The organism is Aliiglaciecola sp. NS0011-25 (assembly GCF_040370605.1).
Classification (GTDB): Bacteria; Pseudomonadota; Gammaproteobacteria; order Enterobacterales; family Alteromonadaceae; genus Aliiglaciecola; species Aliiglaciecola lipolytica_A.
In genome coordinates, this window is record NZ_BAABWR010000020.1 from 1 (window position 1) to 12906 (window position 12906).

Here is a 12906-nt window from a genome sequence, read left to right on the forward strand (position 1 = left end):
TCCCGTAGCACGGGCTTCAGCCCGTGGCATCTTGATATGAAATCTGGGTTCTTTTAAACCCAAATAACTGCTTCTATCTTGCTCAAAACTTATGACAATGGTTGTTACACTTTTCATGGGGGCATTTGTCACCTGAAGTGAAATTTTGTTTCCATAAAAATAATTACTTTGTCATAGTTGGAGTGGGAAATAAAAAATAACAAATGGAAAAATAATGAAAAAGTTTTTTAAATGGACTGGTCTGCTGCTTCTGACTGTTACTTTGTTTGGAGGTGCGTTAGGAGCCCATGAGTGGTATGCGAAAAAGCCTTTGTTCTTTCGCGTTTTTTTAGATCGTACTTTAATTAAGTTTGCCTTAGATAACCCAGAAATATTAACCAGTATTGGTGTTCTAGATGGTATGGGCTTTAAAGGTCACAATGCTGAATTAAATGATGACAGCTTGGAAAAGGCTGATGAAATGTTCGTACTTATGAAAGAGGTACGTGAAGGTTTGTTAGCTTATTCAGATAATTCTTTGGATGAATCACAACGATTATCAAAAGAAATTGCTCTTTACCTGATAGATGGGCAGATAGAGTCTGAACCATATCGTTTTCACAATTATCCTGTAAACCAATTGTTTGGGCTACAAAGTCAGTTTCCAAGCTTCATGGATTCAACACATCAAGTAAACGAGCTTGAAGATGCTCAAAATTATATATCTAGACTAAAAAAGGCAGACGTTAAATTTGCGCAAAATATGGAGGGTTTAATTGTTCGAGAGCAAAATAATATTATACCGCCTAGTTTTGTGATCGACCGAGTGCTCTCTGAAATGCAAGCTTTTGTGGATTCACCCGCTGAAGAAAACATATTATATACTTCCTTACAGGGCAAAATTGATAAAGCTGCAAATTTTTCCGATGCAGATAAATCACAAGTACTAAAAGATGCGGCAGAAGCTATTAACCAACATGTCTATCCCGCCTATCAATCATATATCGATTATTTTGAAAAGCTAAAAAACAAAGCTGGTACAGACGATGGTTTATGGCGTTTAGAAGGCGGTGATATTGCATACAAACAAGCTTTAGAGTTTTTTACCACTACTAACTATAGTGCTGACTACATACATGAGACCGGTTTGTCTGAGGTGGAACGCATTCAGCAACAAATACTAACGATCTTAGGATCAGAAGGGTTTGACGTTACCGATGGTTTCACTACTGCAATTGAATCATTAAAAAATGATGAACGTTTCTACTATCCTGATACTGATGAAGGTCGTGCTCAGATACTAGCCGACTACCAGACTATCCTTGATGAAATTAACCAGTCAATGGGAGAAGTATTCAATGTTCTGCCTAAAGCTGGCATGGAAGTTAAGCGCATACCAGAATTTAAAGAAAAAACCGCACCAGGTGCATATTACCAACGGCCATCTATGGATGGGTCTAGACCGGGCGTCTTCTACGCTAATTTGTATGATATTAAAGCTACGCCTAAATACGGTATGCGCACTTTAGCTTATCATGAAGGTATTCCAGGCCATCACTTTCAGGTAAGTATTTCTATGGAGCTAGAGGGGTTACCTATTTTCAGAACCTTATCGCCATTTACCGCTTATGCTGAAGGTTGGGCATTATATGCCGAGCGTCTAGCTTGGGAATTAGGATTTGAAGATGACCCGTACGATAATATTGGTCGTTTACAAGCTGAGTTATTTAGAGCTGTTCGTTTAGTGGTAGATACCGGAATTCATGCTAAAAGATGGACGCGAGAAGAAGCGATAGAGTATATGGCGAACAATACTGGGATCGCACAAAGTGATGTTGTCTCAGAAATAGAAAGATATATAGTCATGCCAGGTCAGGCAACCTCTTATAAAGTGGGCATGATGAAAATCCTAGAGTTACGAGAAAAGGCTAAATTGGAGTTAGGTGATAAGTTTAATTTAGCGGATTATCATGACGTCGTACTTAAAAATGGCGCAGTTCCATTGGATATATTAGAACGTCTAGTTAACGACTATATCCAAAGTAAAGAGAACTAATTTACATCGAACTACATAGCTAGATAGAAAATACTTTGTGAAGAAGTAAAGCAGCACCTAAACAAAGTGTTTTCTAATTCAAAGTCAGTGTCGGACTTAATGTTTTTATTATTCTGAGATCTTTTTGCAGTCTAATAAATTGAAAATCGAAAGCGAAACTTGAAATAAACCTGTTTATTGTGACAAGGTAGCGCATGACACAATGGTTGGTTTTTTGGTATATGGATATATTAGCGCCCGCTCAATCCTCAGTTTATTTGCTAACAGTCGCAGTCCTTTCAGTTCTAACGCTATTAATTCTCATTGTTAAATTTCGAATTCACGCTTTCATAGCGTTGATTCTAGTAAGCATAGTTACCGCAATCGCCGCCGGTATACCATCTGAAAAACTACTTTCAACACTAACCCAAGGTTTTGGTGGGACATTAGCGTCTATCGCGTTATTGGTTGGTTTGGGGGCCATGATTGGGAAAATCCTTGAGCATAGTGGTGGTGCAACGATTTTGGCGGACACATTAATAACTCGGTTCGGCGAGAAAAGAGCGCCTTTAGCTTTAGGTATTGCATCTCTTTTGTTTGGTTTTCCGATCTTTTTTGATGCCGGTCTAATAGTGTTAATGCCGATTATCTTTAGTGTGGCAAAACGTTTCTCTGGATCTCTATTAGTCTACGCGCTGCCCTGCGCTGGCGCATTTGCAGTAATGCATGCTTTTGTACCGCCTCATCCAGGACCTGTAGCTGCATCCGGATTTTTAGGAGCTGATATTGGGCTTCTTCTCATTGTAGGTTTAGCAATTGCGATACCAACCTGGTATTTAGGCGCATATCTGTTTGCTTTGTATTGTGGAAAAAAGTTTCATATTCCTATTGATAACGACTTATTTGGACAAAACACGCCAGCAGACAATAGTTCATACCCTAGATTTAGCACAGTACTGTTCATATTATTGTTGCCGGTTGTTTTAATTTCGTTTAATACCGTTTTAAGTACTTTAATAGTCGCAGGCTTAATAAATAGTGAGCACCAACTTTCTCATGTGTTTATCATTATAGGGCAGACACCTATTGCTTTACTTATCACCCTGCTTAGTTGCTTAATTATATTTTCAAAGCAGTACGGTGCAGAAAAATTAGAGCAATTATGCGCAGAGTCATTAGCACCTATATGCGCAATAATCTTAGTAACAGGTGCAGGAGGAATGTTTGGTGGTGTGCTAAGAGCCAGTGGGATTGGAGATTCACTCGCCTCCATATTAGCTGATACGGGTATGCCATTAATAGTCGCTGCTTTTTTAATTGCAGCCAGTTTGAGAGTGGCCCAAGGATCGGCAACTGTCGCCCTAACTACCACCGCTGCATTAGTTGCGCCTATTGTCACTGTAGCCCCTGATTTAAGCTCCTTAGATTTATGCTTTATTGTTATTTCAATCGCCGGTGGTTCAACAGTGCTTTCGCATTTTAATGACTCAGGTTTTTGGCTAGTGAGTCGTCTTTTAAACATGGATGTGAAAACAACACTTAAAACCTGGACCGTGATGGAAACGCTGCTAGGGACTATCGCATTTCTTTTCGCTTGGATATTGAGTTTGATTTTTTAGCCCAAGAATTATCATGGCTTTAATTATCAGGGCGATCTTCACGCAATAGACCGTACATATTCATATCGTGGAAATCGTCGTTCCAATAACATTTTCCGCGCAATGTACCCTCTAATTTAAACCCTAGTTTGGTTAGCAATGAGCCTGAAGGAATGTTTGAGGGCAAAGCCAAAGCTTCAATTCGATGCACGTAGAAATGGAAATCAGGGGAAAATACAAAGTCAACAACTCGTTTTACGGCTTCACTAGCAAACCCTTTTCCCCAATTTCTCTGACTAATTTCGTATCCGATAACGGCACTATGGTCATACTTATTCCAATGGGTAAAACCACATGAACCTATGTAGCTACCCGTTTGCTTGTCGCGAATAGCCCAGCGAATGCCATTATCACTAGTAAATCTAGAATCAAAATACTCTACTAACCTATCAGCTTCGTGAATGTTTTTAAACAATTCAACGTCATAATGTTCCACAACTTTTGGGTCTGAGAAGACCTCAAAAATAGATTGTCTGTCCAATTTAGATAATCGATCTAATCTAAGTCGTTGTGTTTCAAATACTGGGAATGTTCTATTTTGCATTCATTATGTCTAAGTGGTTAGAAAATCTGCTAGTTATTATTAACTATATACAGGAATATGCAACGTAGTCGGCCTTGTACTTAAAACGATGATACAAAAAAGCCGGCATAATCAGCAAGGCAGTTACTTAATTTGTGCTTTAGGTAAAAAATAGTCTATCATAAGCCCTACACTGTATGGATTTACAGGTGGGGCTTTAAATTGGAACAACAAAAAAAATTTTACGCAAGAGTATCTGAGACTGTACCGCAGGAATTCAAAGGGCTTCAGGCCAATGGCTGCAAAAATCCCAACTGCGCAAACTTCTGCCAAGACCCACACGACTACGATCTATCCACTCTCGATATTCGAAAAGGTTCTAATCCTTATTACAAAATATCTGGAACAGGAAGAAATGCGCCCCACCTTCAGTGTAGAGTCTGCAATGAGATAACACCCATCAAGTCAAACGAAGGTATTGTTGAAGAAGAAATACACCTTTCTTCATATCTGCAAATGCCGGAATTTTCATGCACAAATCCAAATTGCAGCAATAACCTTATCTCTGTTGCACAAGACCCTAAGCTATATAAAAGGCATGGTCAAACCAATGGCAACAGTAGATACCAGTGTAAATTATGCAAAAAAACATTTTCGACTAGCTCTAAGCGAAGAAAGCACCGTCGCTCTGAAATTAATAAATCTTTTTTTAAATTATTGGTAAACAAGACTGTTATGCGGAGGACTTGTGAAATTCTAGAAATTTCATCAAAAACCTACTTTGATAAACTTGATTGGCTATACGGACAAGCAAGAAGTTTTCTAAGAAATCGAGAAAGTCGATTAATAAGAGGTGTTGGCCTTAGTAAAGTTGGCATCTGCACCGACAGGCAAGTTCACATTAGTAATTGGAGTGATCGCACCGATAAACGAAATGTTGAAATATGGGCGACAGGAAGTGCAGATAATATTACTGGGTATGTTTTTGGAGTTCACTTTAACTATGACCCTCACATAGATAGACGTAGCGCTGAGATAGCTGCTAGTCAAGTAAATCCAGCTGTAACACCGGCGCATTTACTTCCTCACGCGAGATTATGGCTTAAGAGAGACTTTGATCATGAACTCACAGTAGAAAACCACATCCCCGTACAAGGCTTGAGCAACTTAGAAAACACTACCTTTGAACAATCAGAAATACTGGATGGAACAACACAGTTGCCAAAATCCGGTGCGTTGGTCCACAGTGAATATTCCATGTACGCTCATTTTCTATTGCTATCTAAACTACTCGGCAAAGTAGATACAGTTCATTACTCTCTTGATCGTGAAGCAGGCATCAGAAACGCCTTTATGACAGCAAATCAAGCTCGCATAAAAAGCGGTGAAGTTCACGGCTTCTATGTTAAAAATACAACAGGCATGACGGTAGATGAGAAGGAAGATTTAGTAAAAGTTTTTTATAAGGAATTCAGAATTGTTGCAGGTAAAACGTACAGAAAATCTACCGCGAAGGAACGTCATGACACGGTAATAAGAATGATACTTGGAAGGATGTCTAACTTACAGGAGATCCCAAACAGTAAAGAGTCTTGGTTACTACATCCTCACTCATCCATGCCTGAACCTCAAAAACTTGTCGCGGCTCTTACTCCTATTTCACATTTAGCATTAAACTCCCAAGCTGAACTATACAAAACCGCTTCGCTAGCTGCGATTGATAGGTTTTTTATGTTCGCTAGACGAAGAATAAGCCTCTTGGAAAGAAGTAAGTCAGTAGCGGCTAATGATAGACGAAAATGGCATGGGTACAGCGCATATAATCCATATTCTTATATCAAGGTAATGGAAATCGCTCGGCTTTATTTTAACTATTGTTTAAAAGCTAAAGACGGCACTACCGCTGCGATGAGGTTAGGTCTAGCGAAAAGCCCGATAAAGCCCGAAGGAGTCGTATATCACGAAAGAGAAGATTAATTTACTCTATCAAAGCAAGAGTTCCTTCGACTAGATATTCCCAAATTACACCTGAGTCACCCTTCCCTACAAGAGGACTCTCGATAGACATAGGGCCACGACTATTCCAATAGTGCTCCCAAACCTTATTCTCTTCTTCAGGGGACAGACAGCTTAAGTAGCTTTGCCCTCGTAATAATGAAATCACTTCCATATTTACTTTATGAACCTTATTCAGAGGATTTGGCTCTAATTTAAAGTGCTTGACTGTGGCTAAGTCCCAACCATATTTTTTAGAGACCTTGATACAATCCTGATAATCTTTGAAGGCATAAATACAAGAAAACCTCGAAGGCATATGAGGCAAAAACTGTTTTCGGTAAACTTCAGCGTTATATTCTATTTTGTACAAATCTATCGCTGAAAGCTGGAACAATGACGGTTGCGCCACATCACACTGTGTATTAATCTCAAAGGGAATATAGTCTAGAGTTCCATTTATATACTTTTGAAGGTAACTTTGCTCTGTGAGAGCATTGAGTACTCCTGCTGAAATTATTTTATTTCCGCGAGTTTCGTAGTTTGTTCTAGCGATAGGATTGTTAAGGTTTAAAAAAACAAAAAATTGATCCATTCTCAACTAACCCCCGAAAATATCTTATAAAGCTCTACGGACAAGGAAATTGCCGCAATGATAACAGCAGCAAGAGTTAATCGATTCAAGCTTTTTGCCAAACTAGAAGATGATTGATTTGCCTTTTCAAGCTCATCGGCCAGTTTTTTCAACGAGGACGCTGTTTTGTTATGTGCTGAGAAAAAGGTATTCTTCGATAAAACATCGTAAAGCCTTTTTTCCCATTCGCTGTAGTTTTTACTGTTTTCGCTCATTGTTAGTTACCTTTGAAACAATCTATGCTCAATAGCCTACATCTGGTAACTAAATACGTAAAATAAAAAAGCGAGGCTTATGCCTCGCTTTTAGCACAAATTAAGTAACCGCCTTGCATAATCAGCCGGCTTTTTTAAGTATTAACTAACTACTATGATTCTTTACTGCGACCAGCGCGTTTTCTTTCATTTTCAGTTAGTAATTTTTTACGGATACGGATGCTAACAGGAGTCACTTCTACCAATTCATCGTTATCGATAAACTCAAGAGCTTGCTCTAGAGACATTTTAATTGGCGGAACTAGTGTTTGTGCTTCATCAGTACCAGATGCACGAACGTTAGTTAATTGCTTACCTTTAAGTGCGTTTACCGTAAGGTCGTTATCACGACTGTGAATACCGATAACCATACCTTCATAAACTTCTACACCGTGACCGATAAATAAACGACCACGTTCTTGAAGGTTAAATAAAGCATTGGTTAATGCTTTACCTGTTGCATTGGCAATCAATACGCCATTCTTACGTTGACCAATTGAGCCACCTTTATGCGGTCCGTAATGATCGAATGTGTGATAAATCAAACCTGAGCCTGAAGTCATCGTCATAAAGTCAGTTTGGAATCCAATTAATCCGCGGCTAGGGATCATAAAGTCCATACGAATACGTCCTTTTCCATCAGGAGACATATTAGTAAGTTCACCTTTACGAAGTCCAATTTGTTCCATCACTGAACCTTGATGCTCTTCTTCAGCATCAATAGTTAATGTTTCAAATGGTTCGTGAATTTCGCCATCAATTTCTCTCAAAATTACTTCAGGGCGAGAAACCGCTAATTCGTAACCTTCACGACGCATATTTTCAATCAATATACCCAAATGTAGCTCACCACGTCCTGAAACACGGAATTTATCCGGATCTTCAGTTTCTTCTACTTTTAACGCTACGTTATGAATTAATTCATTTTGTAAACGCTCAAGAATATTACGAGAAGTAACGTACTTACCTTCTTTACCCGCAAATGGAGAAGTATTCACTTGGAAAGTCATGGTTACTGTAGGTTCATCTACAGATAACTGCGGTAAAGCTTCTACAGCATTTGGATCACAAATGGTGTCAGAGATTTTTAACTCGCCTAAACCGGTAATTGCAATGATGTCACCAGCTTGTGCTGAATCAACTTCATGTCTTTGTAAACCAAGGTAACCTTGTACCTGACCTACTTTACCGTTGCGCTTAGTGCCATCAGCCATAACAATAGTGACTTGCTGATTTGGTTTAACTGCACCGCGAGTTACGCGACCAACCCCGATAACACCTACATATGAGTTGTAATCAAGTTGAGAAATCTGCATTTGGAACGGGCCTTCAGGATCTGCATCAGGCGCTTCTACTACATCAACGATTGTTTGGAACAAATCCGTCATGTCTTCAGCTTGCTTGTCTGCTTCTCTTGTTGCCCAACCATTAAGTGCTGATGCATAAACTACTTGGAAGTCTAACTGATCATCAGTTGCGCCAAGGTTATCGAACAAGTCAAATACTTGATCCATTACCCAATCAGGACGAGCACCTGGTTTGTCAATTTTATTGATTACTACGATTGGCTTCAAACCTTGAGCGAAAGCTTTTTGTGTCACAAAACGAGTTTGCGGCATTGGACCTTCTTGGGCATCTACTAATAGAAGTACAGAATCAGCCATCGACATAACACGCTCTACTTCACCACCGAAGTCGGCGTGTCCAGGAGTGTCAACGATATTAATACGGTAATCATTCCAGTTAATTGCTGTGTTTTTTGCAAGTATGGTAATTCCACGTTCTTTTTCAATATCGTTAGAATCCATAACGCGCTCTTCAGCTTCGCCTCGGCTTTCCAAGGTGCCTGACTGTTGCAACAACTTGTCAACCAAGGTTGTTTTTCCGTGGTCAACGTGTGCAATAATTGCAATGTTTCTTAATTTACTAATATCTTTCATTTTGTTCGGTAAGCCTGTACTTTTAAATATGCTCTCGGATTGCCATTAATACCCAATTCTATTCACTGGGATTGCCGAGGGTTACGTTTGGGCGCGGATTATACAGGTAAATAATGAGCAGCGCCCTATTTATTTGTGATATTGAGCAAGTAACTGCCCCTTCCCCCTACTTATCTTAGGTATTTGTAAATTCGCTGTGGCTTAATCTTAGAAATCCACCTGTCGATACAAGCATTTAAAATCACCTAAACCGTGCGCTGTTGCACCAAAACGAATAGTAACCTCTCTTTTGATATTACTTGTTTTACTATTAAGTATTTGAATTTATGGGATTAAATTTGTTTTTCATTGTTGGATTGATTATTGCTTGGTTAACTAAAACGCAAAAATACAGATCTATTGCGAAACCAACAAATTAACGTCATCTACAAAGTTGTCTGATGAACGTTAGGCAATGAAGCCCGCACAATTTTCCGATAATTGGAAAATTGAGTGGGTTTTTTTTTGTTCAATGAAAGGTTAAACCTGTTAGGCGAAATAAAAATGAATGCGGAAAAATTTAATCTAGTGTCTTTTACCGGCAAAATGAAAACCTTGCATCTATCTTGGATGGCTTTTTTTATCACCTTTGTAGTTTGGTTTAACATGGCGCCACTCAAAGAAGCTATCGTCGACGGCGTAGGATTAACATTAAGTGAATGGAAAACACTGTTAATCATCAACGTTGCCTTAACCATACCTGCTAGAGTGTTAATTGGTTCATTAACCGACAAGTTTGGCCCAAGGCTGGTGTATTCTGCATTGCTGGCTATTTGTGCTATCCCCTGTTTTGCGTTTGCCCTAGCCAATAGCTTCGAACAATTGTTAATTGCCCGGTTTGCCATGGGATGTATTGGTGCTGGTTTCGTTGTTGGTATTCGCATGGTAAGTGAGTGGTTTCCTCCGAAAGAGTTGGGTACCGCAGAAGGCGTATATGGTGGTTGGGGGAACTTCGGTTCAGCCGCAGCGGCTTTTTCATTACCCACCATTGCATTGCTGTTCGGAGGCGAGGATGGATGGCGTTATGCCATTGGTATTACCGGTGTTTTGAGTTTGATTTTTAGTGTTATTTATTACAAAAACACCACAGACACACCCAAAGGTTCAACTTATTTTCGTCCCAAAAACCTTGGCGGATTAGAAGTCACTAGTGTCAAAGATTTCTATTTTTTATTAGTTATGAAAACGCCAATGTATTTGGCCTTAGCTTTACTTAACTGGAAGCTTTCACCAAGTGGCGTTTCTTTATTAAGCCACGACGTGGTAACCCTGTTGTATTTGAGTCTTGTCGCACTCTATATATTTGACGTATATAAAACCTATCAAGTAAATAAAGATATTTTTGTTACTCCTGTACCTGATATTCACAAGTATGAATTTAAACAAGTTGCGGTGCTGAATATATTGTACTTTGCCACTTTTGGTTCTGAATTAGCTGTGGTTTCGATGTTACCGGCATTTTTTGCCGATACATTCACATTAAATATGGCGACTGCCGGACTATTAGCAGGTATGTATGCATTTATGAATTTAATGTCTCGGCCTGGTGGTGGGTTAATTTCTGACAAATTTGGTCGTAAACCAACATTGTTGATTCTTACCGCAGGCTTAGCTCTGGGATATTTTGCAATGAGTTTTATTGATGCTACTTGGCCAATCTGGTTAGCTGTTGCGGTCGTCATGGCATGTTCCTTCTTTGTGCAATCTGGTGAAGGCGCGGTTTTTGCTGTGGTTCCTCTGATTAAACGTCGCCTAACTGGACAAATTGCGGGTATGACAGGGGCCTATGGTAACGTTGGTGCCGTTGTATATTTAACGGTTTACTCTCTTGTCGACACGTCAACCTTCTTCATTGTGATTGCTTCTACGGCTGTGTTGGGCTTCGTAGCATTACTGTTTATGAAAGAGCCTAGCGGTACAATTACTGAAGTCAGAGAAGATGGTAGTGTCGAACTGATAAACGTCACATAATATGAATCGTTCTATTTAATTCAGGTATTTTAGCTTGGAAAAACTTCACCTTGAATTTGGTGGTTATTCAACGGCTGGTGTGAAAACGGAAAATCAGGATGCGTTTGCAGCCTGGTTGCCAGTGGGTGCTGAATTAACGAGCAAAGGAGCTGTCGCAACCATCGCTGACGGTGTTAGCTCGTGCAGCAGGGCAAAAGAAGCCGCTATAACCTGCGCTACTAATTTCATACAGGATTACCGTCAAACCCCAGAAACGTGGACGGTAAAAAGGGCCGCTACGCAAGTTTTACAAGGTTTGAATCGTTGGTGCGCAGGCCAACATGAGTATGCTTTAGGTGACCATAGTCAAATGGTCACTACTTTTAGCGCATTAATCTTCAAGTCTACCACTGGTTTCCTATTTCATGCTGGCGATAGTCGAATTTGTCGACTGCAGCAGGGGGATTTTGAGCGACTTTCTACCGATCATCATGCTCGGTTTGGCAACAAAAAAGTATTAAGTCGTGCCATTGGTATTGAAGCTAATCTCGATGTGGATTTTCGTACCTTTGAGCTCAACAAAGATGACCTTTTTATCTTGTCAACCGACGGTGTGCATGAGTTTATTAGTTCAAAACAAATACAGCTGCTACTCAATCAATGGTTGGCAGAACCAAAAATTGATTTAGAAGACCTCGCCAGAAGCATCGTTGAATTAGCGATTGAAGCCGGTAGTGACGACAATCTAAGTTGTTTGTTGGTTAAAGTTGCTGAACTGCCTCATGCCGACATCAACGAATATCATCGTCAACTTACTCGATTAGCGATGCCGCCTGCGCTAAAAGAGGGGATGAAGCTTGAGGGATATCGGGTACTGGAACAGGTTTTCAATGGCACACGAAGTAGCTTGTATAAAGTTATTAAGGAAGACACGCAAGAACTGTTTTGTTTAAAAACCCCTTCTCAATATTTTGTTGATGATCCCAACTATTTAAGCGGTTTTTTACGAGAAGAGTGGATAGGTCAAAAACTCCAACACGTAAATATTATGCGCATAAACCCGCGTCCAGATAACGCTAAATTTATGTATCACATTTGTGAGTTTATTGAAGGGCAAACTTTGCGCCAATGGCTGCTAGATAATCCGTCTGCATCCATTGTTGAAGTCAGAAGTATAATGAAGCAGCTAATAGCAGCACTTCGCATTTTTCAACGACAAGATATGGTTCATCGTGATATTAAACCGGAAAATGTGATGATTACCAAAACGGGCGAGGTTAAGTTAATCGATTTCGGTACGGTTTATGTTGGTGCAATGGCGGAAACTCAAGCTTTGCAAGAAGAGAGTGTACCTGTGGGGTCGGTGAACTATATCGCTCCAGAATATCTACTCAATAATCAATTCGATTTTCGCTCTGACTTATTTTCTGTGGCTGTCGTGTGTTTCGAAATGTTGACCGGACATTTGCCCTTTAAAGCATTTACCCCTCAATCAACAACAAAGTTAAGTGTTGATAATTGGCAGTATATTTCATTAAGGAAGTTTAGACCTGACTTGCCACAATGGTTAGATATCGCATTGGCAAAAGGTTTGGCAATTAATCCAGAGCAGCGTTATCAGGCGTTTTCGGAATTTTTTACGGATTTGTCCAAACCAAATACCACTATGCTGAGTCAAATTCAGCATCAGCCGCTAATTCAACGAAACCCACTGCGTTTATTTAAATTTATTGCCTTGGTTGAGTTCATTATCATTCTGCTCTTACTAAGTTATTTTACCTAAAAATAATATAAATTCCTTTGATGGTTATGCCCTATTTTAGTTAAAAGTTGCACCAAGAAACGGCACTAGCTGACATTAATCTGGGCTTTAAATAAACTATATTATTGATAATTATA

Annotated in this window: 9 protein-coding genes; 5 read left to right on the plus strand and 4 right to left on the minus strand. The window is 39.6% G+C overall.

Annotated elements, in window-relative coordinates; genetic code table 11:
• Positions 1–214 precede the first annotated feature (214 nt).
• Complete coding sequence (locus ABWV72_RS16405; protein ID WP_353371784.1) at positions 215–2035, plus strand: DUF885 domain-containing protein; 1821 nt, start codon at positions 215–217, stop codon at positions 2033–2035.
• A 194-nt stretch (positions 2036–2229) separates the two neighbouring features.
• The gene (locus tag ABWV72_RS16410) at positions 2230–3633 is read left to right on the plus strand and encodes a GntP family permease (RefSeq protein WP_342806760.1); all 1404 of its coding nucleotides are present in this window, start codon (positions 2230–2232) and stop codon (positions 3631–3633) included.
• 19 nt (positions 3634–3652) lie between these two features.
• Here ABWV72_RS16410 and ABWV72_RS16415 read toward each other — a convergent pair whose 3' ends face one another.
• On the minus strand, positions 3653–4216 hold the full coding sequence (locus tag ABWV72_RS16415) for a GNAT family N-acetyltransferase (RefSeq protein WP_353371786.1): 564 nt from the start codon (positions 4214–4216) through the stop codon (positions 3653–3655).
• A 201-nt stretch (positions 4217–4417) separates the two neighbouring features.
• Here ABWV72_RS16415 and ABWV72_RS16420 point away from each other — a divergent pair, with 201 nt between their 5' ends.
• On the plus strand, positions 4418–6172 hold the full coding sequence (locus ABWV72_RS16420) for a hypothetical protein (RefSeq protein ID WP_353371788.1): 1755 nt from the start codon (positions 4418–4420) through the stop codon (positions 6170–6172).
• A gap of 1 nt (position 6173) precedes the next feature.
• Here ABWV72_RS16420 and ABWV72_RS16425 read toward each other — a convergent pair whose 3' ends face one another.
• The 3 genes from ABWV72_RS16425 to typA all read right to left on the minus strand — a co-directional run bounded on the left by ABWV72_RS16425 (position 6174) and on the right by typA (position 9018).
• Positions 6174–6785 carry a DUF2441 domain-containing protein gene (locus ABWV72_RS16425; protein ID WP_353371790.1) on the minus strand — a complete coding sequence of 204 codons (612 nt, stop codon included), beginning with the start codon at positions 6783–6785 and terminating at the stop codon, positions 6174–6176.
• Positions 6786–6787: 2 nt separating this feature from the next.
• Entirely contained in the window at positions 6788–7039 is a 252-nt protein-coding gene (locus ABWV72_RS16430; protein WP_353371792.1) for a hypothetical protein, read from the minus strand.
• 152 nt (positions 7040–7191) lie between these two features.
• Positions 7192–9018, minus strand: coding sequence for a translational GTPase TypA (gene typA / locus ABWV72_RS16435; protein ID WP_216049672.1), 1827 nt, complete (start codon positions 9016–9018; stop codon positions 7192–7194).
• Between the two features lie 543 nt (positions 9019–9561).
• On the opposite strand from typA, the gene ABWV72_RS16440 reads away from it, so the two are divergent.
• Together ABWV72_RS16440 and ABWV72_RS16445 are read left to right on the plus strand one after the other, a co-directional pair.
• On the plus strand, positions 9562–11028 hold the full coding sequence (locus ABWV72_RS16440; protein WP_353371794.1) for a NarK family nitrate/nitrite MFS transporter: 1467 nt from the start codon (positions 9562–9564) through the stop codon (positions 11026–11028).
• Between the two features lie 34 nt (positions 11029–11062).
• Positions 11063–12790, plus strand: coding sequence for a bifunctional protein-serine/threonine kinase/phosphatase (locus tag ABWV72_RS16445; RefSeq protein ID WP_342806764.1), 1728 nt, complete (start codon positions 11063–11065; stop codon positions 12788–12790).
• The last annotated feature ends 116 nt before the right edge of the window (positions 12791–12906 follow it).